28 protein-coding genes are annotated in these 25553 nt (G+C 75.3%); 13 read left to right on the top strand and 15 right to left on the bottom strand.

All coding sequences use genetic code 11. The features are described from left to right. Nucleotides 1-48 precede the first annotated feature (48 nt). Together ACZ501_RS18205 and ACZ501_RS18210 are read left to right on the top strand one after the other, a co-directional pair. Nucleotides 49-873 (top strand): PP2C family protein-serine/threonine phosphatase, encoded by an 825-nt coding sequence (locus tag ACZ501_RS18205; protein WP_468796484.1) that lies wholly within the window; start codon nucleotides 49-51, stop codon nucleotides 871-873. A 56-nt stretch (nucleotides 874-929) separates the two neighbouring features. Next, entirely contained in the window at nucleotides 930-1883 is a 954-nt protein-coding gene (locus ACZ501_RS18210; RefSeq protein WP_468796486.1) for an MASE1 domain-containing protein, read from the top strand. Here the strand turns inward: ACZ501_RS18210 and ACZ501_RS18215 are convergent, their stop codons facing one another. Next, nucleotides 1884-2849, bottom strand: a complete 966-nt coding sequence (locus ACZ501_RS18215; RefSeq protein ID WP_468796488.1) for an aldo/keto reductase — start codon at nucleotides 2847-2849, stop codon at nucleotides 1884-1886. A 23-nt stretch (nucleotides 2850-2872) separates the two neighbouring features. Beyond that, nucleotides 2873-3163 (bottom strand): hypothetical protein, encoded by a 291-nt coding sequence (locus ACZ501_RS18220; protein ID WP_468796490.1) that lies wholly within the window; start codon nucleotides 3161-3163, stop codon nucleotides 2873-2875. A gap of 107 nt (nucleotides 3164-3270) precedes the next feature. On the opposite strand from ACZ501_RS18220, the gene ACZ501_RS18225 reads away from it, so the two are divergent. Next, the gene (locus ACZ501_RS18225) at nucleotides 3271-3729 is read left to right on the top strand and encodes a MarR family winged helix-turn-helix transcriptional regulator (protein ID WP_468796492.1); all 459 of its coding nucleotides are present in this window, start codon (nucleotides 3271-3273) and stop codon (nucleotides 3727-3729) included. Nucleotides 3730-3813: 84 nt separating this feature from the next. Here ACZ501_RS18225 and ACZ501_RS18230 read toward each other — a convergent pair whose 3' ends face one another. Further along, nucleotides 3814-3969, bottom strand: a complete 156-nt coding sequence (locus tag ACZ501_RS18230; protein ID WP_361609941.1) for a DUF6131 family protein — start codon at nucleotides 3967-3969, stop codon at nucleotides 3814-3816. A gap of 175 nt (nucleotides 3970-4144) precedes the next feature. Here ACZ501_RS18230 and ACZ501_RS18235 point away from each other — a divergent pair, with 175 nt between their 5' ends. Next, the gene (locus ACZ501_RS18235) at nucleotides 4145-5353 is read left to right on the top strand and encodes a cytochrome P450 family protein (protein ID WP_361609942.1); all 1209 of its coding nucleotides are present in this window, start codon (nucleotides 4145-4147) and stop codon (nucleotides 5351-5353) included. A 19-nt stretch (nucleotides 5354-5372) separates the two neighbouring features. On the opposite strand, the gene ACZ501_RS18240 is transcribed toward ACZ501_RS18235, so the two are convergent. From ACZ501_RS18240 to ACZ501_RS18250, 3 genes are all read right to left on the bottom strand, one after another. After that, on the bottom strand, nucleotides 5373-5897 hold the full coding sequence (locus ACZ501_RS18240; protein WP_361609943.1) for a DUF5133 domain-containing protein: 525 nt from the start codon (nucleotides 5895-5897) through the stop codon (nucleotides 5373-5375). A gap of 108 nt (nucleotides 5898-6005) precedes the next feature. Then, nucleotides 6006-6773, bottom strand: coding sequence for a maleylpyruvate isomerase family mycothiol-dependent enzyme (locus tag ACZ501_RS18245; RefSeq protein ID WP_361609944.1), 768 nt, complete (start codon nucleotides 6771-6773; stop codon nucleotides 6006-6008). A 130-nt stretch (nucleotides 6774-6903) separates the two neighbouring features. Continuing rightward, on the bottom strand, nucleotides 6904-7518 hold the full coding sequence (locus ACZ501_RS18250) for a TetR/AcrR family transcriptional regulator (protein WP_468796494.1): 615 nt from the start codon (nucleotides 7516-7518) through the stop codon (nucleotides 6904-6906). 138 nt (nucleotides 7519-7656) lie between these two features. On the opposite strand from ACZ501_RS18250, the gene ACZ501_RS18255 reads away from it, so the two are divergent. Then, nucleotides 7657-9078 carry an amidase gene (locus ACZ501_RS18255; protein WP_468796496.1) on the top strand — a complete coding sequence of 474 codons (1422 nt, stop codon included), beginning with the start codon at nucleotides 7657-7659 and terminating at the stop codon, nucleotides 9076-9078. A 54-nt stretch (nucleotides 9079-9132) separates the two neighbouring features. Next, complete coding sequence (locus ACZ501_RS18260; protein WP_361609947.1) at nucleotides 9133-10407, top strand: DUF1266 domain-containing protein; 1275 nt, start codon at nucleotides 9133-9135, stop codon at nucleotides 10405-10407. 68 nt (nucleotides 10408-10475) lie between these two features. Here ACZ501_RS18260 and ACZ501_RS18265 read toward each other — a convergent pair whose 3' ends face one another. Next, entirely contained in the window at nucleotides 10476-11435 is a 960-nt protein-coding gene (locus tag ACZ501_RS18265; protein WP_468796498.1) for an SMP-30/gluconolactonase/LRE family protein, read from the bottom strand. A 101-nt stretch (nucleotides 11436-11536) separates the two neighbouring features. Continuing rightward, on the bottom strand, nucleotides 11537-12283 hold the full coding sequence (locus ACZ501_RS18270; protein WP_468796500.1) for a DUF4232 domain-containing protein: 747 nt from the start codon (nucleotides 12281-12283) through the stop codon (nucleotides 11537-11539). A 287-nt stretch (nucleotides 12284-12570) separates the two neighbouring features. Between ACZ501_RS18270 and ACZ501_RS18275 the strand changes: the two genes are divergently transcribed. After that, the gene (locus ACZ501_RS18275; RefSeq protein WP_468796502.1) at nucleotides 12571-13548 is read left to right on the top strand and encodes a TAXI family TRAP transporter solute-binding subunit; all 978 of its coding nucleotides are present in this window, start codon (nucleotides 12571-12573) and stop codon (nucleotides 13546-13548) included. A gap of 36 nt (nucleotides 13549-13584) precedes the next feature. Here the strand turns inward: ACZ501_RS18275 and ACZ501_RS18280 are convergent, their stop codons facing one another. The 3 genes from ACZ501_RS18280 to ACZ501_RS18290 form a co-directional block, all read right to left on the bottom strand. Then, entirely contained in the window at nucleotides 13585-14994 is a 1410-nt protein-coding gene (locus tag ACZ501_RS18280; protein WP_468796504.1) for a sensor histidine kinase, read from the bottom strand. Beyond that, entirely contained in the window at nucleotides 14991-15707 is a 717-nt protein-coding gene (locus ACZ501_RS18285) for a response regulator transcription factor (protein WP_361610996.1), read from the bottom strand. Before ACZ501_RS18285 ends, ACZ501_RS18280 begins: the two co-directional genes overlap by 4 nt. 101 nt (nucleotides 15708-15808) lie before the next feature. Next, nucleotides 15809-17209, bottom strand: coding sequence for an MFS transporter (locus ACZ501_RS18290; RefSeq protein WP_468796506.1), 1401 nt, complete (start codon nucleotides 17207-17209; stop codon nucleotides 15809-15811). Nucleotides 17210-17455: 246 nt separating this feature from the next. Between ACZ501_RS18290 and ACZ501_RS18295 the strand changes: the two genes are divergently transcribed. Further along, nucleotides 17456-17668, top strand: coding sequence for a hypothetical protein (locus tag ACZ501_RS18295; RefSeq protein WP_468796508.1), 213 nt, complete (start codon nucleotides 17456-17458; stop codon nucleotides 17666-17668). A gap of 60 nt (nucleotides 17669-17728) precedes the next feature. Here the strand turns inward: ACZ501_RS18295 and ACZ501_RS18300 are convergent, their stop codons facing one another. Further along, complete coding sequence (locus ACZ501_RS18300) at nucleotides 17729-18883, bottom strand: alpha/beta hydrolase family protein (RefSeq protein WP_468796510.1); 1155 nt, start codon at nucleotides 18881-18883, stop codon at nucleotides 17729-17731. Between the two features lie 130 nt (nucleotides 18884-19013). Between ACZ501_RS18300 and ACZ501_RS18305 the strand changes: the two genes are divergently transcribed. Further along, nucleotides 19014-19412 carry a nuclear transport factor 2 family protein gene (locus ACZ501_RS18305; protein WP_361610948.1) on the top strand — a complete coding sequence of 133 codons (399 nt, stop codon included), beginning with the start codon at nucleotides 19014-19016 and terminating at the stop codon, nucleotides 19410-19412. Between the two features lie 66 nt (nucleotides 19413-19478). On the opposite strand, the gene ACZ501_RS18310 is transcribed toward ACZ501_RS18305, so the two are convergent. Beyond that, the gene (locus ACZ501_RS18310) at nucleotides 19479-22205 is read right to left on the bottom strand and encodes a glycoside hydrolase family 2 protein (RefSeq protein WP_468796512.1); all 2727 of its coding nucleotides are present in this window, start codon (nucleotides 22203-22205) and stop codon (nucleotides 19479-19481) included. Between the two features lie 344 nt (nucleotides 22206-22549). Between ACZ501_RS18310 and ACZ501_RS18315 the strand changes: the two genes are divergently transcribed. Further along, nucleotides 22550-22702, top strand: a complete 153-nt coding sequence (locus ACZ501_RS18315; RefSeq protein WP_468796514.1) for a hypothetical protein — start codon at nucleotides 22550-22552, stop codon at nucleotides 22700-22702. Nucleotides 22703-22709: 7 nt separating this feature from the next. After that, nucleotides 22710-23339, top strand: coding sequence for a 2'-5' RNA ligase family protein (locus ACZ501_RS18320; protein WP_468796516.1), 630 nt, complete (start codon nucleotides 22710-22712; stop codon nucleotides 23337-23339). Here ACZ501_RS18320 and ACZ501_RS18325 read toward each other — a convergent pair. Further along, complete coding sequence (locus ACZ501_RS18325) at nucleotides 23319-23822, bottom strand: hypothetical protein (RefSeq protein WP_468796518.1); 504 nt, start codon at nucleotides 23820-23822, stop codon at nucleotides 23319-23321. The genes ACZ501_RS18320 and ACZ501_RS18325 overlap by 21 nt on opposite strands. Continuing rightward, the gene (locus ACZ501_RS18330; RefSeq protein WP_468796520.1) at nucleotides 23738-24145 is read right to left on the bottom strand and encodes a hypothetical protein; all 408 of its coding nucleotides are present in this window, start codon (nucleotides 24143-24145) and stop codon (nucleotides 23738-23740) included. The genes ACZ501_RS18325 and ACZ501_RS18330 overlap by 85 nt, the downstream gene beginning before the upstream one ends. A 110-nt stretch (nucleotides 24146-24255) precedes the next feature. Between ACZ501_RS18330 and ACZ501_RS18335 the strand changes: the two genes are divergently transcribed. Together ACZ501_RS18335 and ACZ501_RS18340 are read left to right on the top strand one after the other, a co-directional pair. Further along, complete coding sequence (locus tag ACZ501_RS18335; protein WP_468796522.1) at nucleotides 24256-24867, top strand: GNAT family N-acetyltransferase; 612 nt, start codon at nucleotides 24256-24258, stop codon at nucleotides 24865-24867. A gap of 151 nt (nucleotides 24868-25018) precedes the next feature. Continuing rightward, the gene (locus tag ACZ501_RS18340; RefSeq protein WP_468796524.1) at nucleotides 25019-25489 is read left to right on the top strand and encodes a hypothetical protein; all 471 of its coding nucleotides are present in this window, start codon (nucleotides 25019-25021) and stop codon (nucleotides 25487-25489) included. Nucleotides 25490-25553 lie beyond the last annotated feature (64 nt).

The following is a 25553-nucleotide window of genomic DNA, read 5'->3' on the forward strand; positions in this document are numbered from 1 at the left end:
TTCGCGCGGCGGGAGCTGGGAGCCCATGGACATACCCCGGAGGGGTCCGTGACCCCTCGGCGCCAACCCCACCGGCCCGACAGCGCCGACCTGCTCAGCATGCTGGGCCGGCTCAGCGCCCAGGCCCGGGAAGGGGCCCGGTTCCAGCACGCCAGGGTCGAGCTGGCCGAGGCCCTCCAGCGCGAGATGCTGCCCTCCGCCCTGCCCGTACTGCCGGGCCTGCGCACCGCCGCCCGCTACGCGCCCGCCCAGCACGGCCTGGAGATCGGCGGCGACTGGTACGACGGGTTCCCGGTGCCCGACGACGCGCTCGCCTTCTCCGTCGGCGACGTACAGGGGCACGACGTGGCGGCCGCCGCGTTCATGGGGCAGGTCCGGGTCTGCCTGCGCGCCGTGGCGGCGGTCGTCGCCGACCCGGGCGAGGTGCTCCGCAGGGCCAACGAGGTGCTGCTCTCGCTCGACAGCGAGCTGTTCGCCACGTGCAGCCTGCTCCGCTACGACCCGCACACCGGCGACCTCGCCAGCGCCCGGGCCGGGCACGTCCCCACCGTCTGGGCCACCACCTCCGGCCGCTACGGCATCGCCGAGGACGCGGGCGGCCCGCCCCTGGGCACGGTCCCCGGCGCGCGGTACTCGGTGACCCGGCGCAGGCTGACCGAGCCCGGCTCCATCGTCCTGCTGACCGACGGCGTGGTCGAAGGGCCGTCGTTCCCGATCGAGGCGGGGCTGGAACGGGTGCTGCGGATCGTCCGGGACGGGGCCGGAGGAGACCCCGGCGAACTGGCGGCCGAGGTGATGAAGGTGGCCGACTCCACCGGCCACGCCGACGACGCCGCGGTCCTCGTCCTCAGCCACGACGCGGCAGGCCCCTGATCCCGGACGCCAGGCGTGTCACGCGCCACCCCGGCGGCGGGCTGTTGTCTGATGCTGTGGTGCGCACCGTGGAATGGCGAGGTCCGTCCGAAGCACTGCTCCGGATCCTCGGCGTCGCCGCCGCCTACTACCTGAGCGGCAGGCTCGGCCTGCTGCGCCAGGTGGTCGTCGAGGGCTCGGTCGTCACGCCCCTGTGGCCGCCCACCGGCATCGCGCTCGCGGCCCTGCTCTGGTTCGGCCCGCGGATCTGGCCGGGGATCGGCCTCGGCACGTACCTCGCCATCGAGGGGATCACCGCCTTCCGCCCCGTCGACCTCGTCATCGTCGCCTGCAACACGCTGGCCCCGCTGTGCGCGTACGGCCTGCTCCGCCGCGCGGGGTTCAGGCCGGAGCTGGACCGGCTGCGGGACGGGCTGGCGCTGGTCTTCCTGGGCGGTCTGGCGCCGATGCTGATCAGCGCCACCGGCGGTGCGGGCACGCTGATGTCCACGGGCGACCTGCCGCCGGAGAAGTTCTGGGGGGTGTGGTCGGCCTGGTGGGCGGGCGACACCATGGGGGTGCTGCTGGTGACCCCCCTGCTGCTGGCCCTGCGCCGGGCCCGGCTCCCCCGGGACCCGTACCGGGTGGCCGAGGCGCTCGCGCTGACCGCCGCGGCGGTGGTGGTGACCGCGGTGGCCACGCACAGCGGCCTCTCGCTGCTCTTCCTGGTCTTCCCCCTGCTCATCTGGGCCGCGGTGCGCTTCCAGCTCGCGGGCGCCGCCCCCTGTGCCCTGCTGGTGTCCGTCGTGGCCGTCGGCGCGGCCACCGAGCAGACCGGCCCCTTCGCCCGCCACAGCCTCCTGGAGGTCATGGTCAACCTCCAGGCCCTCAACGGGGCGGCGGCCCTGACCGGCCTGCTGCTGTCGGCCATGGTCACCGAGCAGATCAACATCCGGCTGAAGATCGAGGAGGTGTGCGAGGACCTCGCCGAGGTGGTGGCCCACCTCGCCCCCGGCCGGCGGGACGAGTGATCAGGGCAGCGGCACGCCCCGGGCCGTGGTCCAGAGCTCGTACCACTCCTCGTGCGTGAGGTCGGGCGCGCGGAGGGCCGCGTCGCGGCAGGCGCGGATCCGCTCCGGGCGCGCGGTGCCGACGACCGGTGCGATCCCCGCCGGGTGCCGGGTCAGCCACCACAGCAGCACCGACTCCGGGGTGGTGCCCTTCGCGCGGGCCAGGTCCTCCAGCAGCGCGGCGGTGGCGTGCTCGGCGGGCGTCCGCTGCCCGCCGGTGAACCGGCCCTGGGCGAGCGCGCCCCACGCCTGGAGGCGGATGCCGTGGTCGAGGCAGTGCTCCAGCGTCCCGAAGGGGAAGCCGTGGCCGGCGCCCTCGGGGGTGTTGAGCAGCACCCCGGCCTCCACCCAGGCGCGGCTGTGCAGGCTCATCTCCAGTTGGTTGGCCACCAGCGGCACGTCCAGCCGCGCCTGGAGGCGGCCGATCTGCGCGGCGCCCATGTTCGAGACCCCGAAGGCGCGCACCAGTCCCTGGCTGTGCAGGGACATCAGGGCCGCCGCGATGGCGTCGGGGTCGGCCAGGGGGTCGGGGCGGTGCAGCAGGAGCACGTCGATGACGTCGGTGCGCAGGCGTTCGAGGCTCTCCTCCACCCGCCGGACGATGCCGGCGCCGCGCAGGTCGTACAGGGCGGGGCCGCCGTCGGCGCCGGGCAGGCGGATGCCGCACTTGGTCTGGAGGGTGATGCGCTCGCGCAGGCCCGGTGTCCGGGCGAGGACCTCGCCGAAGACGGCCTCCGCCTTGCCGTGCCGGTAGATGTCGGCGTGGTCGAAGACGGTGATGCCGCTTTCGAGGGCCGCGCGTACCGCCTCCTCGGCGGCGTCGATGTCCTGCGGCCCGTACGCACCGGGCTCCCAGCTGCCGCCCAGCCCCATGCACCCGTACAGCACCCGGCCGCCGTGCGTACCCGTCTCGGTGTTCGTCGTCACGGGCCCCACCCTAAGGACACCCCCTAGTGGCGGCGGCGGTGGGTGCGGGCCCGGCCGGACCACCGGGTGACGGCGCCGCCCAGCCCGCACAGCCACCACACCAGGACGGCCGGAGCCGCCGCGTACGAGGGCCACATCAGCCACCCGAGCGCCCAGCCGGTGGCGGCCACCAGCAGCGGCGGAGCGGTCGCGCAGGCCCATACGGGGGCGCGGCGCACCAGCCGCACGGCCAGGCGGCCGGAGGCGAACGCGGCCAGGGCGAAGAGGGCGAGCAGGAGCAGCGAGACGAGACCCACGGCGGTCGGAGCCTCCAAGTTCGGGAACGCAAGGACGATACGCGACCGACCCGCAGCGCAGATCCTGAACATCTCCTTGACTCCTCAAGCTTCTTGCGTGATGCTTGAGGAGCAAGGAGGTAGCAATGAGTGATGCGCTGGATGTGTCCCTGCGCCTGGTGAAGGCCCAGACGGCGCTGGTGCGACGTTTCGACTCCCGTCTGGGGTCGCTGTACGGAGTCAGCCTGGCCGACTTCCTGGTCCTGCTCCACCTCGGGCGGGCGGAAGGCGGCCGGATGCGGCGGGTCGACCTCGCCGGGGCGCTGGGCCTGACGGCGTCCGGGGTGACCCGGGGGCTGGGGCCGCTGGAGCGGATCGGCCTGGTGGTGCGCGAGGCGGACGCCCGCGACGCGCGGGTGGCCTACGCCGCGTTGACGGACGCGGGACGCGAACGCCTGCGCGACTGCCTCAAGGCCGCCGAGCAGGTCGCCGCCGAGGTCTTCGCCGCGCCGCAGTGGGCTGCAGCCGACGTCGACTCCCTCAGCGCGCTGCTCGCCCGCCTGGGCGGCACCGGACTGCCCGAGGACCGGGGCTCGGAGGGCTGACCGTGCGCGGGCCGGAGGTGGTGAACCCCTCCGGCCCGCGCGGCGGGTCGGGCGCCGGCCGGCGCGATCCTCGCGGCGGGCCGGCTACCAGTAGTGCCGCCGTCCTCCGACCGCGTGGCCGAGGGCTCCGAGGATCCAGAGGATGAGGCCGATCACGACCAGGATGATGCCGATGGTCCACAGGATGGAAATGCCGACCACATAGCCGACGATCAGCAGAATGATACCCAGAATGATCATGGTGTTCTCCGATCTCCGGTGGTCGTCTGCCCACTTCCGGCCCCTCAATGCATCGCTGAGGGCACGAAGCGGCGCCGGGCGGCCGGTGACCTCCGGCGGTGACGCCGCGACTACTGTGGGGTGAACACGCGGCGCCGCGCGGGCGTCGCCACCCGTGCGATCTGGGGGGAATGGAATGGCACTTCAGCCTGCCGCCGTCGATCTGCTGGAGCTCAGCCCGGACTTCGTCCGGAACCCGTACCCGGTCTACGCGGCGCTGCGGGCGCGGGGGCCCGTCCACCGCGTGCGCACGCCCGACGGCGAGGACATGTGGCTGGTCGTCGGCCACGAGGCCTGCCGTACGGCCTTCACCGACCCGCGGCTGAGCCGCGACTGGCGCCGCTCCGGGGACGTCGGCCAGATCATCAACGCCGAACAGGACCACCCGGCGCTGGCGCACATGCTGATGGCCGACCCGCCGGACCACACCCGGCTGCGCCGCCTGGTGGCCCGGGAGTTCACCCCGCGCCGCATCGAGGCGCTGGCGCCGCGCATCCAGCAGATCACGGACGGACTGCTCGACGCCATGGAGGCCGACGGGGACCGCCGCGGCGACCTCGTGGAGGCCTTCGCGTTCCCCCTGCCGATGACCGTCATCTGCGAACTGCTCGGCGTCCCGGCCCTGGACCGCGATGCGTTCCGCGGCTGGTCCAACGAGATGGTCGCCCGCACCAGCCCGGAGGCGGAGGCCGAGGCGTACGCCGAGATGCCGCGGTACCTGAGCGGGCTCATCGACGCCAAGCGCGCCGAACCGGGCGACGACCTGCTCAGCGCGATGATCCACGCCGTCGACGAGGGCGGCGACCGGCTCTCCCCGGCCGAGCTGATCGGCATGTGCGTCCTGCTCCTCATCGCCGGACACGAGACCACCGTCAACATGATCGGCAACGGGATGCGCGCGCTGTTCGCCCACCCCGACCAGCTCGCCGACCTGCGCGCGGACCTCGGCCTGCTGGACGGCGCGATCGAGGAGATGCTCCGCTACGACGGCCCGGTCGAGACCTGCACGGAGCGGCTCGCCCTGGAGGACGTGAAGATGGGCGGGGTGGTGATCCCCAAGGGCTCCGCCGTGCTGATCGCCATGGCCGACGCGGACCGCGACCCCGCCCGCTTCGCGGAGCCGGACCGCTTCGACATCCGCCGCGACGCGCGCGGCCACATCGCCTTCGGCCACGGGCTCCACTACTGCCTCGGCGCGCCGCTGGCCCGGACGGAGGGCCGCATCGCGCTCCGCTCGCTGCTGGAGCGGTTCCCGGACCTGCGCAGCGATGCCGACGAGGCCGAGCTCTCCTGGGTGCCCGGCATGCTGATCCGGGGCGTACGGGAACTGCCCGTGCGCTGGTGACCACGGCCCCCGGCCGGCGCTACTCCGGGGCGGCGAGGTGCCCCTCCGCCGCCCGTACCGCTTCGTGGGTGGTGGGCCGGCCCATCAGCACGCACAGGGTGTAGGCCACGTCGTCCATGGCCCGCAGGGTGCCGGGGTTCGTGGGGTCGGCGGCGAGGCGGGCCTGGCAGCCGCGCAGGCGGGAGAGGACCTCCTCGGTCCGGGGCCGGCTCGGCAGGATCCCGACGCTCCGGAAGGCGCCCGGCGGCATGGGGGTGCGGGCCGCCTGCACCGCGCGCCGCAGGGCACGTTCCACGCGTACCGGCACCGGCAGGCCGAGCGAGCCGGCGACCATCGCCTCCGCCGCCTCGGCCGCCGTGATCCGGGCCCGGTCGGCCGCCGCGAGCAGGATCTGCTTCGCCTCGCGTGCCGAACAGGGCGTCGTGGCCATCAGCAGGCCCACCGCGCGCAGTTCGGTCGGCGCTTCACCGTGGGGCCGTCCCGGAAGGGGAGCGGCCCCGGCCGCCAGGGCGGCGGCGGACGGCGGATCACCAGGAGACGCCACGAAAGGATCCCTTCAGCGGGGTGTGCCCTCCCACGCTGACACAGGCGGTGACGTTCCGCATTCCGCCCGGGGCCGCCCCCGCGGGCCGGTTCCCGGGGCTGTGACCTCTCAGAACGCCGAGTTGGCGAACCAGCGGTCGAGCAGCTCCGCGTCCCCCGTGGCCGCGACCGCCGGCGCGGTGCGGTCCAGGCGCCCGTAGAGCACGAGCAGCAGGTCCGCCGCCGCGGCCCGGACCTCCGCCGCGGCGGGGGCCCCGGGGTCGTCCGCGACGAGGCCGAAGCCGTCGGGCCGCAGCCGGACCAGCCAGGTGCCGTCCGTGTCGGTGCACCGGAACCGGATGGCCTCGCCGGATCCGCGCAGGTGGGCGACCTTGGGGGCGAACAGGGCGGCGAAGGGCAGGTTGGCCAGGAACTCGTCCACGCCGTCCCGGGCGAGCTCGGGGTCGATCGCCGAACCGAGCCCCAGGGTCCGTTCGGCGTCGACGCGGTGCACGAGCGTCTCGAACAGCATCCGGCGGACCCAGAACCGGGCGTGTCCGTCCGCTCCCCACACCCACATGGGCGCGTCCAGGTCGGTGTCCGCGAAGACCTGCGCCGCCGCTGCGGCGCCGGCGCTCAGCCATGCGGCGTAACCGTCCTCGCGTGCGGGCAGGCCCAGGTCCACGTCGCGGCTCGTCGGCGGCTGCTGGATCCGCTGTCGCAGCAGCACCGAGAACCAGCGCTGCACACCGCCCGTGTGCCGGACCAGGTCGCCCAGCGTCCAGCCGGGACAGGTGGGCACGGGGGCCGTCGGATCGGCGTCCGCGAGCAGGGCCGCGAACCGGGCCGTCTCCGCCGCGACCGCGGCCCCGTGGTCGATCCGGTCGCCAGTGTGCATGGTGGGGCCCTTCCGTCCTGTCGTACGCGCGCCGTCGGCACTCTTTCACAGCCCTGGAGCGGGCCCGGAGCGGGCCCCCGGGAGCAGGGCCCCCCGGGAGCAGGGCCCCGGCCGTCCCCGGAGCGCCCCCTCACCCGGCGTCGCCGGCCGGCCCCTCCCACAGGCGGCGCAGGTGGGCGTGGAGCACCTCCTCGGCCTCCTCCGGGGCGAGGTGCCCGATCAGGACGTGGGTGGTCAGGCCGTCCGCGAGGGCCAGGACGGCGCGGGCCTCACGCCCGGGATCCTGGGGAGCCGCACGGCCGGCGCCCCCGCCGGCCTCCGCGATGAGGTGCGCGAACGCCTCCTGGAGGGCCGCGTAGTTCGCCCTCAGCGTCGCGGCGAGCGGCGGGCTGACCGCGGCCTGTGCGACGAAGGCGAGCCAGACCCGCGCCTCGGCCCGGTGCTCCGCCCGCAGCAGCGCGACCTCGGTGGCCGCGTGGCCCAGCGCGGAAGCCGCCGACTGGGCGGGGCTCCTGACGAGCCGGGCGCGCACGCGCTCGCCGATCCGTTCGCCGACGTACCCGAGGGCGAAGACCAGCATCTCCTCCTTGGTGGCGAAGCAGCGCTGCACCGCGCCCATCGAGACCTGTGCGCGGGCGGCGACGTCGCGCAGGGTGACGCCTTCCAGCCCGCGTTCGTCCGCGAGGCGGCAGACGGCTGCGGCGATGAGACGGCGCCGCTCCTCGTGGTCCACCTGCCGGGGCATCCCCGTCGCCTCCCCTGGTTCCGCCGGGCCGTACGGGTCCCCGCACGCGGCCCCAGCTTATTCGATGCGGGTGCATCACTTCCTCGGCTATGGTTCCGATGCAAGCGCATCACAACAGCAGGGGGAGGACCCGGGATCATGCAGGAAGCCATCTGGCGGCGGCCGGCCGCCGCGCAGGCGGAAGCGGTACGCAGTGCGGAGGCGTCGGCCGTGGAACTGGTCGAGAGCCACCTGGAGCGGATCGCCCGGGTCAACCCGCACGTCAATGCCGTGACCCAGCTCATGGCGGACCGGGCGCTCGAAGCCGCCGCCGCCACGGACCGCAGGCGCGCCGCCGGCGAGCCGCTCGGGCCGCTCGCCGGCGTGCCGTTCACGGTGAAGGAGACCACCCCCGTCGAAGGCGTTCCGACCACCTTCGGCGTGGAGCGCTTCCGCGACCTGGTGGCGCCCGCCGACGCACCCCCGGTGGCCCGGCTGCGCGCCGCCGGCGCCATCCCGATCGGGCACGCCAACATGCCCACCCTGGTCCTGGCCGGGATGCACACGCGCAGCGAACTGTTCGGCGACACCGTGAACCCCTGGGACCCGGCCCGCACCCCGGGCGGCACCAGCGGGGGCGACGCCGTCGCCGTCGCCACCGGCATGGCGGCCCTCGGCCTGGGCAACGACTCCGGCGGTTCCGTCCGGATCCCCGCCCAGTTCTGCGGTGTGGCGGCGCTCAAGCCCACCACCGGGCGCTTCCCCGCCGACCACCGCGTCCTCGGCCCCGACGACCCCGGCCCGGCCTCCCAGACCCTGGTCACCGACGGCCCCCTGGCCCGCACCGTGGGCGACCTGCGGCTGGCGTACGAGGCGCTGGCCGGCACCGACCCGCGCGACCCCCGGGCCGTCCCGGTCCCCGTCTACGGGCCCCCGCTGCCCGGGCCCGTGAAGGTCGCCGTGGTGGCGGACCCCGGCGGCCACGGCGTCCACCCGGACGTCCGCGCGGCCGTCGCCGACGCGGCCGACGCCCTGCGCGACGCCGGCTACGACGTGCGCGAAGTGGCGGACGTGCCCCGGCTGGACGAGGCCCTGGAGGCGTACGGCCTGCTCACCGTCACCGAGTTCGCCCCGAGCTGGCCGGTGGTGCGCGGCCTCCTCGGCGAGGGAGGGGACCGCTACATCGCGATGGCGATGGAACGCACCCCGCCCGCCACCGCCGCCGAGCTCGTCGCCCTCATGGGCACCTGGCTGAACATCCGCCGCTCCTGGGCCGGTTTCCTCGAGGAGTACCCGCTGTTGCTCGGGCCCTCCTTCACCGAACCCCCGGTCGAACCGGGGCTGGAGTCCCGCGACAGGGCGGGCCGGGACCGCGTCGCGACGGCCATGCGGCTGTGCACGGCCACCAGCTTCGTGGGCGTGCCCTCGGTGGCCGTGCCGACCGGCCTCTACGCCGGTCTGCCCGGCGGGGTCCAGATCGTCGGGCGCGCCTTCCGGGAGGACCTGTGCCTGGACGCCGCCCAGGCCGTCGAGGACCGGCTCGGCGTCCTCGCCCCGGTCGACCCCCGCCCGGCGGCCTGAGCCCCCGCCGGACCGGGACGCGGCCCCCCGCGGGACACCCCTTAGGGTTTGCCCATGGGTTTGACAGCGGGTCACGAAGGAGGAGCCCTGCCCGGTCCGATGGCGCCGGTGCAGGGCTGGCAGGCGCCGAGCGCGGTCGAGCGGGGGCTATACGAGGCGAGGACCCGCGGCGACTGGCCCGCGTACTACGACCTCGTCGCCCGCGCGGACCTGTTCATGATGCAGTCGCGGGCCCAGATCGACGCGAACCCGGGCAACACCCGCTTCCACCCGTACTGGAACCCGCTGACCCAGAGCATGTGCCTGGCCGTCTACACCGGCGGCATGCTGCCGCCGCCCGCCGCCGACCCGGTCTACAACTGCTACGACCTCGGCTGGTTCGCGGAGGTCTGGAACGCGGACGACCCGCCGTACCTCGTCGTCAACCCCGGCAGCCCCTGCGAGGGGGTGCTCCCGGCCGGGCCGGAGGGCCGGGCCCTGTGGCAGCGCCACGCGGCGCAGGTGGAGCGCCCCGGGCTCGCCGGGGACGTCATCCACACCCTGGAGCTGGGCGGGCCCCGCGGCGGCCCGGTCGCCTTCGGCCTCGCCGTCGGCGCGCACATCGCCGTGCGCAACGGCCGCTACTGGAACGCGATGGCCTACCACGGCTGCGGCTACCTCGACGAGAAGCGCAGCCTGGAGCGCTGGTGGGGAGTCACCACCCGCGAGGACTGGCTGGAGACGGTGGAGCGGCTGCTGCGCGCGGGCATGGTCAGCGGCGTCTGGGAGTTCGTCCTGCAACTGCGCCGCTCCATGGCGCTGGACTTCGCGGGCCCCGTCGAGGTCGACCACTGGCGCCAGGCCGCCGCCCACGTGGTGCGCCGGCGCGCGGAGGCGGCCGCCGAGCCACGGCTGACGGCGGACGGCGTCACCCAGGGCCGCCCCGTCACCCCGGCGGAGACCGAGGGCCAGGTGACGGGCGTCCAACGGCTGATCGGCCGCATCGCCCGCTACGAGGCGCGCTTCCGCGCGGACGGCCTGCTGCCCGAAGGCGGCTTCGTACGCTCCGTCGAGGCCTGGGACTACGGCCGGGCCTCCGGCATGGCCCGGTGGGGCCTCGCCGCCCGCCTGGGCTCCCTGCAGGAGGCGGAGGCGGCGGTGGTCCGGGCCGGCCGTCTCGTCCAGCTCAACTACCGCTCGTGGGAGGACTTCTCCGCCGCCTACGTCCTCGGCCGCTGCCTCCACTTCGACGAGGAGGAGTTCGGGGAGTGGTACGAGACGGTCCTGGCCACCCACCGCGTCCTGACCACCGACCCCGCCAGCCCCTGGCGCACCCTCCCCTGGACCTGACCCGATCCGACCTGACCTGACCCGATCCGACCTGACCCGATCCGACCGGCCCCGGCCCGGGGGACGGCTCAGCGGCCGGGTTCGGCTCCGGCGGGCACCTCGTGGACCGTCCCGTCGACACCCGCCCGGTAGAGCCTGCCCGCCGAGAAGCCCCGGTCGCCCCGCCCGTAGGTGAGCTGCGTGGAGAGGGGGAGGCCCGACTCCACGGCGCACAGCCCGCCGTCCCCGGCCCGCCAGATCTCTCCCGCCGCATGGGTGGCGATCAGCGGGCGGCCCAGGCCGTCGAGGGTCAGCCCGTCGGGCAGGGCCAGGGCGTCTCCGGCGTCGGCGGACAGCCAGCGCCGGGGGTGCGCCGGATCGCCGACGGGGATCCGGTACAGCCCGGGGGCGACGGTCGTCTGGACCACGTACACCTCGCTCCCGTCCGGGGAGACGGCGATCCCGTTGGGCTGCGGCACCCGGGCCCAGGCCGGGTCGACCCGCCCGTCCGCGGTGACCCGGCCGATGCTGCGGCCCCCCAGGGTCGTGGTGTACACGGTGCCGTCGGGCGCGAGGGCGACGCCGTCGATCCCGCCGAGGCCGGAGGCGTACGTACTGACCGTGCCCGAATCCGGGTCCACGCGCAGCAGCTTCGAGGTGGGGAAGAGGTCACCGGTCAGCGAGTGCGCGAGGTCGTTGCCCGTGCCGACGAGCAGCTGCCCGTCGGCACCGACGACGATCCCGCCGTTGGCCCCGATGTTCCCGGTGAGCGCGACCGGGGCGCTGCCCGGCGCGTCGATGCGGTAGACCCGGCCGCTGAAGTAGGCGGTGGCGAACATCCGGCCGCGCCCGTCCACGGCGATCGATTCGACCCAGTCCGCCACCCGCGCCACCTGCCTCGGCGCGGCCGCCCCGGGGGCCTCGCAGCGGGCCGCCGCGTGCGCGGGCCCCGCGGCCGGCACCGCGGCGGTCGTGGCCAGCAGGACCGCTGCCGCCCATCCGGCGCGCGGCCCGCGCAAGGCGGTGCGGAACGTCCTGGTGAGCCTCATCGCTTCCCCTCCACGGTCGGACCCGGCTGCCCGTGAAGTATCGGCGCGCGCACCCGGACGCACCACCCCGCCTCCCCCCCCCAAAAAAAGTTGGGCTCGGCTCAGGAGGGCTTGGCGGCCGAGAAGGCGGTGACGGTCGCCTTGTTGTCGCACAGGGCGAAGGTGCCGTCGGTCATGGCGATCTGGTGCGAGCCCGCGCCGGGGACGCCGACGACGAGGGTCGGGAAGCTGGCGGGAGTGGCACCCGAGACGCAGTACCCGTCCGCCTCGCCCTGGACGTTGACGAAGGTGAGCTTCGTCCAGGCGCGGGCGCCGGGCGCCAGCGGGACCGTGGACGCCGTGCCGCTGTGGGTGGTGGCGAGGGGGAGGTTCTTGCCGGGCGCGCCGTTGCCCGCGCCGGCGACCGTCGGGAACCCGTTCAGGGTGCAGGCGTGCTTCGAGGTGTTGGTGACCGCGACGACGGCGGCCCCGGTTCCGGTCCCCGGCGGGCGGACGGCGGCCTGCTCGGCGTCGGAGACCTTGACCTCGCTGATCGTGCAGGGCTTCCCCGCGCCGCCGGCCGGGGTGGGCGCCGTCCCGCCCCCGCCGGTGGAAGACCCGCCGGTGGAAGACCCGCCGGTGGAGGACCCGCCGGTGGAGGACCCGCCGGTGGAGGACCCGCCGCCGGAAGAGCCCCCGGTCGAGGAGCCGCCCGTCGGCGTCGGCGCGGCCGGCACCGAAGCCGCGGGCGCCGGCGGCGCCCCCGTCGCGCCGTCGTCGGCCGGACCGCAGCCGGTCATCAGGGCGGTGGCCGCCGCGGCCGCCACCAGAGCCGCCGCCGTGCGGCGGACGCCTGCTGTGTACTGCATGGGGAGCTCCTCGGTGTCTGCCGGCCGGCCCCGCACCGGCACGCGCGTGGAGGGACACGCCGCCGCGCTCCGACGCAGTTCCCGGCCTGCGCGGTTGTGGCCGTCCTGTCACGCAACCATGACGTACGCCCGCCGGCCGCCCGGGTGGAGAGCGGCGGGCGGCCGGGGCGCCTCGTACGGTACGCGGCGCCCCGGGCGCCCGGGCGGATGCGGACCGTCGCGTTCCGGCGTGGCGCGGGCCGGACCGCCGGGGGCCGCCCGGACGGGTGAGCGGCTACGCTGCCGCCGTGACCGGAACGGGGATGGCGCGTCGGCGGCTGCTGGGGGCCGGGCTCGGTGCGGGCGCGGCGGTGCTCGCCGGCTGCGGAGCGGACTCCGGCCCGGTGCGCCGGCTGCGGCTGGCGACCGGTCCGCGCGGGGGCCCGTACAACGCCTTCGGCCAGGCCCTCGCACGCGCCGCCGCCACGAGCGGTCAGCGCCTGGCCATCGTGCCGGTGGACACCGCCGCGAGCGTGGACAACCTGAAGCAGCTGGACGACGGGTCCGTGGACCTGGCCCTGGCCATGGCGGACGTCGCCGAGGACGCGGTGCTGGGGCGCGAGCCGTTCGCCCGGCCGGCCGCGGTCGCGGCGCTCGCCCGCGTCTACGTCAACTACACCCACCTCCTCGTCCCGGCCGCCGGGCCGGTGCACGCCGTGCGCGACCTCGCCGGGCGCCCGGTCGCGGCGGGCGCGACCGGGTCGGGGGTCCAGGTGGTCGCGGGGCGCATCCTGCGGGCGGCCGGACTGAGCGGGACCGGTGCGGACCCCTCGCCGGCGTACGAACGGCAGCTGGGCCTCGCCGCATCGACGGTGGCCCTGCGCACGGGCACCGTCGACGCGCTCTTCTGGTCCGGCGGCGTGCCCACCCCGGCACTGTCGGAGCTCGCGCGCGAACTCCCGCTGCGCTTCCTCGCGCTGGACGGCTACGTGGCCCCGCTGCGCGAGCGCCACGGCCCCGTCTACACGGCCGTCACCCTGCCGGCCGGAGCGTACGGACTGCCCGCGCCGATCGGCACCCTCGGCGTCGGCAACTACCTCCTGGCCCGCGACGACGTGGCGGCGGACGCCGTGAGCGCGCTGCTCCGGGTCGTGTTCGACCGGTGGCGCGACCTGCTGCGCGACGTCACGGCCGGGGTACGGCTCGAACCCCGGTTCGCCATCTCGACCGGGGCGGTGCCCCTCCACCCGGGCGCGGCCGCCCACTACCGGTCGGTCTACGGCTGAGCGGGCCCGGTCGGGCGGTCCCCGGCCGGCCGGCGGTCACGCCGACGGCAGCCGCAGCTCCACCGCCAGCCCGTGCGGCTCGTTGGCGCCGACGCCGAGCCGGCCGCCGCTGACCCGGGCGATCTCGTCCGCGATGGCCAGGCCCAGCCCGCTGCCGGGCACGTTCTGGTGTGCGGGCAGGCGGGCGAAACGCCGCAGCAGCAGCGGGAGCTGGTCGGCGGGGGCACCGGGGCCGTCATCGGCGACCCGTACGACGGCCGTTCCGTCCGCGCCCCGCCGGGCGCCCACCTCCACGCGGCCCCCGCGCGGCACGAACTTCACCGCGTTGTCGAGGACCGCGTCCAGGATCCGCCCCGCCGCGTCCGGCAGGGCCCGGGCCCGCAGCTCCCCGGGCAGGGTGGCCGTCAGCTCCACCCCGGCGGCCCCGAAGACCGGGGTCCAGGCCCGCACCCGCTCCCGTACCGCCCGCACCACGTCCTGCTCGTGGAGCTCCACCGAGGCCGACTCCACCCGCGCCAGCGCCAGCAGCCCGTCGAGCAGCTCCTCCAGCCGCTCCGCCTCCTCCAGCGCGCGGCCGTGTTCGGCCCGGCCGGGACCGGGCGCGAGGTGCGGCTCGATGTTCTCCAGCTGGAGCACCAGGGTGGCCAGCGGATTGCGCAGCTGGTGCGAGGCGTCGGCGACGAAGTCGCGCTGGCGGCCGATGGAGTCGGCCAGGGCCTGCGCCATGGCGTTGAAGTGCCGCCGCAGCCGGCGCAGTTCCGGCGGGCCGGTGCCGGAGACCGCCCGGGTCTGGAGGCTGCCGGCGGCGAGCCCCTCCACCGCCCGGTCCAGATCGAGGAGCGGGCGCATCAGCCAGCGCGTGATGCCCGCCGCCACCAGGGCCGCCGCGGCGAAGGCGGCGACCGCCCCGGCGGCGATGAGCGACCAGCGCACCGCCACGTCCCGGCGGGCGGCGTCGGTGCGGACCGCCAGCAGGACCGCCCCGCTCACCCGCTCGTCGCGCCCCACCGGCTCCGCGAGCACCACCCGCGCCGGGCCCCAGGGCCGCAGCGTGGGCAGCCGGTCGGTGGAGCGGCCCGTCAGCGCGCGGTGCCGGGCGTCCGCCGCGGCGGCCCGGGTCCCGCCCGCGTCCGCCCCGGTTTCCGTCAGGGCCTCCAGGGCCGGTCCCGCTCCGGCCCGTGCCACCGTCGCCCCCGCCGCGTCGACCACGAGCACGCCCGCCCCGTACAGCTGGGCGTACCGGCCGATCTCGGCCGCCAGCTCCGCCCGGTCGGCGCCGGTGCCCGTGCGGTCGGCGAGGTCGGCGAAGCGCACGGCCTCCGAACGCCGTTGCAGGAGGAGGTGCTCGGTCCGCCCGCGCGCGTAGGCGTCGGCCAGCGGGACGCACAGCAGCAGCGCGGCGGCCCCCATGAGCACCATCAGCACCGCGAGCAGCCTGCGCCTCACGGGCCGTCGTCCCGCTCGCCGTCCGCGGCCGGCGCGCCGAGCCGGTAGCCGAACCCGCGCACCGTACGGACCAGGCCGGAACGGCCGGTCTTGGCGCGGATGCCGGCCACGTGCACGTCCAGGGAGCGGGACGCGCCGAGGAAGGCGTCGCCCCAGATCCGGTCCAGGATCTCCTCCCGGGAGTGCACCTCGTCCGGTCGTGCGGCCAGGAAGGCCAGCACGTCGAACTCGCGGCGCGTCAGGCGCACTTCAGCACCGGCCACGGTGACGGTGCGGCCCGCCAGGTCCACCTCGACGTCCCCGCTGCGCACCGGCCGGCCCGGGCCGTGTGCGGGGCCCGCGCCCGCGTGCGCGGCCCGTGGGCCCGTCCGGCGGCGCACGGTGTCGATCCGCGCCATCAGCTCGGCCATCCGGAACGGCTTGACGACGTAGTCGTCGGCTCCCGCCCGCAGCCCCTGCACGACGTCGCGTTCCTCGCAGCGCGCGGTCACCACGATCAGCGGTGCGTCACAGACGGTACGCAGCCGCCGCAGCAGTTCGAGCCCGTCGAGGTCGGGCAGGCCCAGGTCCAGCAGCACGAACTCGGCCTCGCGGACGTGCCGCAGCGCGTCCAGCGCCCGGGCCGCCCGGCGGACCGTGTGCCCGCGCTGGGCGAGGGCGGTGCCGAGGGCCCGGGCCATGCGGTCGTCGTCCTCGACGAGCAGTGCGTGCATGACGGTTACCTCGAGACGCGTGACCGGTGCCCGTGGCCGGGGGCGGAAGCAGCTTACGGGAGCCGCCGTCGCGGGTCACGGGGCGGATCAGAGGGGCGGGATCAGCGGGCGGCCCCCGCGGCGGCCTTCACCGACGGGCCGTCGTCGCCGCCGCGGGGACCGCCGTCCGATGCGGCCTCGGCGCGGCTGAGCGCGGCGTTGCGGGTGTCCGGCATCAGGACGTAGGTCACGAGCGAGACCAGCGCGCAGCCGGACACGTACCAGAAGAACATCTTCTCGTGGCCGCTGCTCTTGAACCACAGCGCCACGTACTCCGCCGTCCCGCCGAACAGCGCGTTGGCGATGGCGTACGGCAGCGCCACCCCGAGGGCGCGCACGTGCGTCGGGAACAGCTCCGCCTTGACCGCCGCGTTGATCGACGTGTAGCCGGTGACGATCACCAGGGCCAGGAGGGACAGGCCCAGCGCCGGCCAGTAGGAGTCCGCCGACCCGAGGGCCGTCATGATCGGGTACGTGCCGACCGTGCAGCCCACCGCGAAGGTGATCAGCAGCGGACGGCGGCCGATCCGGTCGGACAGCATCCCGGCGAAGGGCTGGAGCACGGCGAAGAGCGTCAGGGCCGTGAAACTCACCAGCGTGGCCGTGGTCTTGGCCATGCCCGCGCTGCCCACCAGGTACTTGGTGAGGTAGGTGGTGTAGGTGTAGTAGGCCACGGTGCCGCCGAGGGTCAGCGCCATGACCAGCCCCGCCTGCCGGCGGTGCTGCCACAGCGCCTTCAGCGAACCGCGCGGGCTGTCGTCGCGGGCCACGCCGTCCGACGAGGACTCCTCGGTGAACGCGTCGGTCTCCTGGAGCCGCCGCCGCAGCCAGAAGACCACCACGGCGAACAGCGCCCCGACGACGAACGGGATCCGCCACCCCCAGCCGGAGAGCTGGGCCGGCGTGAGCGTGTGCTGCATCGTGATGAGGATGCCGAGGCCCAGCAGCTGGCCGCAGGTCATGGACACGTACTGGAAGGACGAGCCCAGGCCGCGCCGGTCGCGGGCCGACGCCTCCGTGAGGTACGTGGCGCTGGCCGCGTACTCGCCGCCGATGCTCATCCCCTGGAGCAGCCGGGCGATCAGCAGCACCAGGGCGCCGAAGTACCCGGCCTGGCCGTAGGTCGGGGCGACGGCGATCAGCAGGGCGGCCACGGACATCATGGTGACGGTGAGCGTGAGCGCGCTCTTGCGTCCGTGGCGGTCGGCGGCCCGGCCGAGGACCCACCCGCCGACGGGGCGCATCAGGAAGCCGACCGCGAAGATGCCCGCCGTGTTCATCAGCTGGGTGGTCGGGTTGTCGCCGGGGAAGAATGAGTCGGCGAAGTAGATCGCGAAGCTGGCGTAGACGAACCAGTCGTACCACTCCACGAGGTTGCCGAGCGACCCGCCGATCAGGGCGAGGCGGCGCCTGGCGCGCTCGTCCCGCGGCGGCGACTCGGGGGTGACGGCGGACGAGGACATGGCGGCTCCAGAGGGAAGTCCCTGATGGGGAGGGGGAACGCCCCGGATGAGGGGGTGCCCAGAGCATGGGTCCGCCGCCGGACCCGGACAAGGGCCACCGCCCAGATCTAACGTTCCGCTAAGAAACCCGCAGGCGCCGGCGCCGGCCGGCCGCTCCGGGCTCCGTTCCCGGGGCGGCGTACGGCCATCCGGCCGTGGCAGGGGCAGGAGTTCACCCCCGGGGTTCCTTGGCCGCGGCCGGGCGGCGTGTTTCCGGCCCTGTTCGACATCCGGAACGCCCTGGGTGCCCGCACCGCCGACCGGATCATCATCAACGCGCAGTTCGGCTTCGGACCCGGCACCAGCTTCCGGGACGCGGCGCTGACGACCATCGAGACGGCCCGCCGGATGTACGGCGACACGCAGGCGGACGCGGTGCGGGCGGCCTTCGCGGCCCGGCAGATCCCCGGCGTCGCGTAGGCCCCAGGGGCGGCGCTCCGCCGCCGCTGCCCGCTCTCGGGTGCCGCCGCACCGGCGCCGTCACGGCTGGTGGAACCGCACCTCCGGGAACCGCGGCGACGGCCCGTCGAGCAGCGGCGACGCGCCGCCGCAGCCCAGGTGCGTGCCGATGAACGCGGACACGTAGGCGCGGGTGGCGGCGTCGGCGCGGTCGCCGTCGAGGGGCTGGAAGGGGACCCCGAGCTGCTTGGTCAGGACCGCCAGGTCGGTGAAGGAGAGGTGCTGGGTGCCGTCGACGGTCAGCCAGCGCTTCCAGCCGGTCGTCATGCCCCAGGTCTTCTCCCAGGTGGCGTCGTCGCCGCCGGGTACGTGGCCGGGCCGGCCCAGCATCAGCAGCGGCCGGTCCAGCGGCCGGTCGGGCAGGACGTGGAAGTTGCCGTCCATGTCGACGCCCGCCTTGATCCGCGGGTCCGACAGCATGGCCGGGACGGTGCTGAAGCCGCCGGCCGAGTGCCCGACCATCGCGACCCGGTCCGCGTCGAGGAGCGTGCCGTTCCCCCACACCGGGTCCCGGCCGGTGAGCCGGTCCAGCACGAAGGAGACGTCCTGGGCGCGGACGGCCCCGACCGTGGGCCAGGGGGCCTTTCCGCACGCGTCGCATGTGGTGGTGTGCCCGTCGGGGAAGGAGGTGACGGAGGACTCGTGGTCGTGGCCGATCCCGGCGACGGCGTAGCCGCGGCCGGCCAGCTCCTCCGCGAGGCCCGTCAGGGTGGCGCGCGGCATGCCGAAGCCGGGGGAGAGGAGGACCAGCGGCAGTCCGCCGCGCGTCCGTACGGGCGGGGCGTCGACGGTCGCGTGGGTGGCCACCTTGGTGAAGGCGTCGGCCGGCAGGACCACCCCGTGCCGGGCGAGGAGGTCCGCGTTCTCCTTCACGTAGAGCTCCGACTCCTTCCCGGTCATGTACGGCGCCGGCACCCCCGAGGGCCGGCCGGCCGGATACCAGAGCGAGACCATCAGCTCGCGGCGCGTCCCCGGCACCCATGGGTCCGCGCGGCTGTCGTCCTTCAGGTGGAGGACGCTCCTGCCGATGGGCTGCCGCCCGCCGGGCGCGGGCAACGCCATCACGGTGTCCGCCGACGGCTCCGCCGCAGCCGTGGCCCGGGCCGGACCGGCGCCGATCACCGTGCCGGCCATCAGCAGCGAAACGACCGCCCCGGCAAGGATCCTGTGCTTCATCGCGCTCTCCGTCCGTTGATTCCGATGCCTGAATGCTAGGAATCCGCACGCGGTCGGCCATCGGCTCACGGGACTACATCCGCCGACGGGTACATCCCCGGGCGTACGCCCCCGGTGTTACCGTCACGCCATGGCCAAGACCGAAATAGACCTGGTGACCGCCGAGTTCTTCGGCGCCTTCGACAACCGGGGCGGCAGGAAGGCCGATCTCGCGGAAATCGGCCGCCTGGTCCTGCCGGGCGGAGTGATCGTCAAGACCGGCCCGGACTTCACCGTCTACACCGTCGACGAGTTCGTCGAGCCCCGCCGCCGGCTCCTGTCCGAAGGCCGGCTGACGGAGTTCCGCGAGTGGGAGACCTCCGAACGGACCGAGATCCGGGGCGACATCGCCTCCCGCTTCGGCGAGTACCGCAAGTCCGGGGTCCTGGACGGCGAACCGTTCGAGGGCGGCGGCACCAAGACCATCCAGTTCGTCCGCACCCCCCAGGGCTGGCGCATCGCCGCCTTCTCCTGGTACGACCACCCCTGACGCCGGGCACCCAGGGCGACCGCAGCCCCCTGCGGACGCCCGTCCGAGGAGGCACGTCACCCGCCGTCAGCCGGCCGGGACCGTCGCCGTCGGGACGTTCCAGCCGGAGATCCGCAGCGCGGGCTCCGCACCGCGCAGGCCGGACGTGCGGTAGGTCGCCGTCAGCGTCGCCGACTCGCCCGGCCAGAGGGTGATCTGGTTGTCACTCCACCGGACGGGCAGCAGCGGCGCGCCCCCGGCTCCCAGCAGGTGGACGTCCGTCAGCAGGGCCGGGGCGCTGCCCGCACCCGCGTGGCGCACCGTCACCGTGGTCGTGGACGTCCCCCGCCCGTCCGCCGTCGTGGCGGCCGTCGCCGTGACGCCCGCCCGGGGCATCGAGTTCAGCCCCCGCAGGTCGGCGTACGCGGTGGTCGGCGTGTGGTACCAGTCGGTCTCGGAGTAGTCGAGTTCGTCGGGCTCGGTGGACAGCCAGTAGACGTTGCGGCTCAGCTCCCGTCCCGCGCCGTCGGTGAGCAGCAGCCGCGCGAGATGTGTGGTGGACAGCCCCTCGACCGACTCGGGCAGGGTCAGCGCGGTGCTGCTCGCGCCGCCGCCCCCCACGCTCAGGCCCGGCACCGTCCGGTCGTACCGTTGCGTGCCGTCGGGGTCGAAGAGCGTCACCCGCGCCGTCAGACCCGAGACCGCGCGCGTCCCGCTGTTGACGACCGACACCGTCCGGTCGTCGTACCCGTACTGGACGTGCAGGGGCTCGTTCGCCTTCTTCGCCCCGAAGTACGCCCCGCCCTGGTCGAGGTAGCGGTCCACCAGCTGCCAGTGCAGCGAGGTCCAGCCGCTGTTGAACATCCAGTAGACGACACCGGTCGACGGCGCGGAGGCGTCCTTCGCGTTGCGGGCGTACGCCTCGAACTGCGCCCGCACGTTCTCGTACTGCGCGAGCTGCGCCTTGCGCACGTAGTCCTCCAGGCCCGTCGGGGGGCCGTAACGGGCCGCCAGGGCAGCGTCGTACAGCCTGAGGGTCGCGAAGGTGCGCGAGGGCGAACGGTGGTACTGGGCCGCGGAAGGGTCCCTCCACAGGGTGTCCAGCTCGGCCGGCGACATCATCCGCCGCAGCGTGTCGAGGGTCGGTACGTCCGGTCCGGCGCTGGTCTCGGAGTTGAAGCCGGTGGCACCGCCCTCCCGCTTGGCGTACCAGTAGCCGGGCGGGACCCAGTCGTAGGGACCGGTCATCCTCATCCCGGAGGCGCCCGTGATCGGCGAGGGACGGTCGGAGGCCGACGGGATCACCGGCGCCGTCCAGTCGGCGTCCTTCAGCGCGTCGAGGTAGCCCTGCTCGATCCTGCGGTCCGGTGCGAAGTCGCTGCCGATCAGGAAGGAGGCCACGCTGGGGTGGTGGCGCAGCCGTGCGGCCTCGGCGGCCATCGAGGCCTTCGCGACGCGGTAGTCGGCGCTCTCCCATCCCACCCCGGCCTCCGAGCCGTTGACCTCTCCCTCCCACTTGCCGCAGCACTCCCACCCGGGCAGGGTGAGGATCCCGTACCGGTCGGCGAGGTCGAAGAACTCGTCGGGTTCGAGGTGTCCTTCCAGGCGGAGCGTGTTCAGCCCCAGGTCCAGGGCGTACTTCAGCCGGTCCTCGGCGTAGGTGCGGTCCCAGCGCAGGAACTCGTCGGGGGACCAGCCGCCGCCCCTGATCAACAGCGGGCGTCCGTTGACCACGTACTGGCGCGCCCCGTCGGCGTTCAGCGGTGCCCGTACGTCACGGATCCCGAAGGACTGGTGCGCGGTGTCGGAGGGCCGGCCGTCCACCGTCGCGGTCAGGTCGAGGGAGTACAGCGGCTGCCCGCCCATGGCGGCGGGCCACCACACCCGCGGGGAGGCCAGCCGCAGGCCGGGGTGGTCGGCGGGGGAGAAGACCACGGTGCGGCTCTCGTGCGCGGCCAGGGTGAGGCTGCGGCTGACCGCGACCGGGCCGACGGTGCCCGAGAGCGTGGTGGTGACGGCGGTCGGGGCGTCGTTGCGCACCCGCGCCTTGACCGTCAGATCGGCCGAGGAGAGGGAGGGCAGGGCCAGGGACGCCACCACGTGGGCGTCGCGCAGGGCGACCGGGCCGCCCCGGCGGACCGTGACGTCGCGGACGATGCCCATGTTCGCGTCGGGCGGAGGCTGCAGCCAGTCGAGCCAGCCCGTCGTGAGCCGCTCGCGCGGATCGTTGGGCTGGATCCGGAACGCGACCGTATTGGTACCGGCCCGGACCAGGTCGGTCACATCGAGTTCGTGGCGGGTGTAGGCCCCGGCGACCGTGTCCGGGCCGGCGATCCGGCGCCCGTTGACGAAGACGTCGGCGGCGGAGATCACCCCGCTGAAGTCCAGGTGGGTACGGGCGCTCGTGTCGGGGACGGAGAAGTCGGCCCGGAACCACCACGGCACGGTGAAGTCCCCGGCCGGGATCTCCTCCTGGTTGGCGGAGTAGAAGGGGTCGGGGTACGCGCCCGCCGCGAGCAGGGCCGCGAGCACGGTGGAGCGGGGGCCGGCCGGGTACCAGCCGGCCGCCGGATAGCCGGGGCTGGACACCGTGGCGGCGGGCTCCGTGACCTTCGCCGTCGACTGGATCGCGTACCCGGCCAGCGCCGTCGCGCTCCCGGGAGCCGTCCCGACCACCGTCACCCGCGGCCCGGCGGCCGGCGGGGGAGCGGGCGCCGCGGGTGAGGGTACGGCGGCGAGGGCGAGGGCGAGGACCACGGCGCCGACGGCCAGGGCGGCGGTCCTCGCGTAGACGGGGACGGGGCGGTGGAACACGGGGGGCCTCCCGCGGGGACGGTGCTCGGGACTCCGCGCGGAGTCTGTCACGCCCGGCCCCCGACACGGCCGCGCCGGCTCCCGCACGGCGCGCCGTGCGTTGCCGCCGGGGCTACCGCCGGCCGCGCCTCAACGGGTCATCCGGAAGATCACCGAGTGCGGCGGTCCCGGCGCCGGGGCCGCCCTCAAGCTGGTCCTGATCGACGCGGTGATCGGGGGAGTGGCCCTGGTGTCCGAAGCGCTCCGGCTCGGCCAGGCCCTCGGACCTGGTCCGCGGGGAACCGGCCAGGGGCCCGCTGGCGGGAGCGGTCGCCCGCACCTTCGCCGCCGGCTCGCACTTCCCGGTGGCGCCGGCCGCGAAGGACGTCGCCCCGGCCCTGGACGCCGCCGCCACCCCGCTCCCGCTGCTGCGGGCGGTCCACGCCGCACTGGCCTCCCGCCCGGACCTGGCCCCCATCCGCCCCCTGGGCGCCGCCCGGGCCGGATGCGGGAGATGATGGCGCGGTGAGCCTGCCTGCGGCCGGCGGGGGCGGCGCCGCCGGAGTACCGGGATTCCTCGACGTGGCCCCGACGCCCCGGACCGCCGTCGCCTGGCTTCCGCCGGCGGGGCTGTGGCCGTCCGTCCAGGGCATCAGGGCGGAGCACGACCCCCAGATCCGCCGCTGGCCACCGCACGTGAACCTGCTCTTCGGCTTCGTCCCGGAGGCCGATTTCCCCGCCGCGCTCCCGCTGCTGGCGGCAGCGGCCGCGCGGTGCGCGCCCTTCGCCATCCGCCTCAGCGGCGTACGCGCCTTCCGCCACCGCGCGTACGCCACCCTGTGGCTCGACCCGGCCGCGGCGGGCCGGGGCCCCTGGACGGCGCTCCAGGAGGCCCTGGCCGAGCCCTTCCCCCGCTGCCGGGGCCGCCACCCGGGCTTCACCCCGCACCTGTCACTGGGGCGTACCCGCGATCCGCGCCGCCTCGCCGCGGAGTGTGCCGTCCTCCTGGGCAGTACGCCGGCGCGGGTCGAGGAGGTCGTGGTGCTCTCCCGCCGGGGCGAGGGGCCGATGCGGCCGCGCGTCACGCTCACCCTGGGGACGGGCGAGACGGCCTGGCACCACGAACCCGACCCGTCAGCGGGGCCCGGCTGCTAGCAGGCGCGTCCGGAACAGGTCGAGGACGGTGTCCAGGGCCTGCCGGGTGGGCTCGCCGGGCTCGTCCACCAGGTGCTCCGTCAGGACGGAGTGCGGGGGCAGCGCGCTCGCCGGGTCGGCCGCGTCGTCGTCCAGCTCGACGGCGACGAACGCCTCGCCCGGTTCGCGGCGCAGGTACGCGAACCGGTCCCCGGGCACCAGCCGGTCGCCCCGGAAGCGCAGCCCGAGCACCTGGAGCCCCTCGCGCTCGCACCGGCCGCGGACGACGGCCAGGTCGGCCGGGGAGATGTCGATGCGGCCCGCACGGCCGGAGGTGCACGCCAGCGGCAGCGACGGCTGGGCCAGCACCGGGGCGAGGAGGCGCTCGTCCGTGGCCATGGCCAGGGCGAAGCCGCCGGTCAGGCACATGCCGACGGCGCCGACGCCGGGGCCGCCGCACCGCTCGTGCTCGGCGGCGGCGAGCGCCCGCAGCCAGCCCACCACCCGCTGCGCCCCGTGGCCAGCAGGGTGAACTCCCGGCTCACGCACACCCGCCACATCGACGCCGCCAGGTAGCGCCCCGCCTTCGGCCAGCCGACGGCGGCGGGGTCCGGGTCACGGCCGGGTTCCCCGAAGAGCACCGGGAGCACGGCGGTGCATCCGGCCTCCGCGACCCGGGAGGCGAACCGGAGGACCTTGGGGGTGATGCCCGGGATCTCCGCGATGACGATCACCGCCGGCCCCGAGCCGCGGCGCAGCACCCGGCGGGTGGCGCCGTCATGACGGAAGGTGCCCTCGGTGAAGCCGGTCAGGTCGTGGTCTGGCACGGTGGCGCTCCCCGCGTCGAAGTCTGCTCGGCCGCCCACAAGTTACCGGCACGTAGGGGCGGGGCGTCAACCGGACCCCCCGCCCGATTTCAAGATCATCAGGGTGCAGAATGACCCGTATGTCGATCACGAACCAGCCGAAGACGGCAACGGCCGACGACGCCCCGTCGATCAGCCGCGCCCTGGCCCGCGCCTTCCACGACGACCCGATGATGAGTTGGTTCTTCCCCGCCGAGACCTCGCGCGAGGAGACCCTGGCCCGCTACTTCAGCACCCTCTACACAGGCCAGTACCTCCGCCACGGGGTGTGCGAGCGCACCGCTGCTGCGGCCGCCTTCTGGGTATCGCCCGAGGGGCACGAGAAGGCCGTGCCCGACGCGGAGACCATCCAGGAGCTGACGGCCCTGCTCGGGGACCGGGCCCACCTCTTCCGGGACGCCGTCGAGGCGGCGGCCCGGCACGCGCCGCAGGAGCCGCACTGGTACCTGGCGCTGATCGGCGCCGACCCGGCCGGCCAGGGCCAGGGCCACGGGGCGGCGCTGCTGCGCTCGGGCCTGGCCAGGGCCGACGCCGCGGGCCTGCCCGTCTACCTGGAGTCCTCGAAGCCGGCCAACCTGCCCGTCTACGAACACTTCGGCTTCACGGTCCAGGGCGAAGTCCGGCTCCCGGGCGGCGGCCCCCTCCTGTGGCCCATGCGCCGGGCCCCCCGCACCCCGGCGTAGCCGCCCCGCCACCCCGGCCGTCCCCGGCCGGGGACGGCCTGCCGGTCCGACCGGACGTTCCCGTCGCCGTGCAGCGGGTGCGGGGTGCGGCCGGATGGGGGAAGCTGGGCATGGCCGCGCGCCGACGGTACGGACTGGCGAGGAGGGGCTGATGGAGGCTTCACGAATGACCCGGCCCGGACGGACACGCCGGTCCGGAGCGCGGAGAGCGGCGCTGGCGTGCGCGCTGGCAGCCTGCGCGGCGGCCGCCGTCCCGGCCTCCGCCGCCCCGGCCCCGGCGCCCGATCCGGTCGTCGTGGTCGACTGCTCCGCGCAGGCCCAGGTCCGTCCCGAGGAATACCTGCTGGCCTGCGGCGACGGCAACAACCGGCTGGTCGCGCTGCGCTGGGAGACGTGGGGGCCGAGCACCGCCACCGCCACCGGGACCGACATGGTCAACGACTGCCGCCCGTACTGCGCGGCGGGGCGCTTCCGCTCCTACCCGGTGACGGTGACCCTGAGCCGGCCGGAGGCCTGGCCCGACCGCCCCGACGTCCGGCGCTTCACCACGATCCGGCTCCTCTACACCGACACGGCGCCGGCCCCGGTGCCGAAGGACGTGACGTACAAGCTCGTCTACTGAGGAGCCCGAAAAGACGAAGGCCGGTCCGGCGCCCCTGGCGCCGGACCGGCCTTCTCCGTGCTGC

The sequence above is a fragment of the Streptomyces sp. NPDC034085 genome (assembly GCF_055575555.1).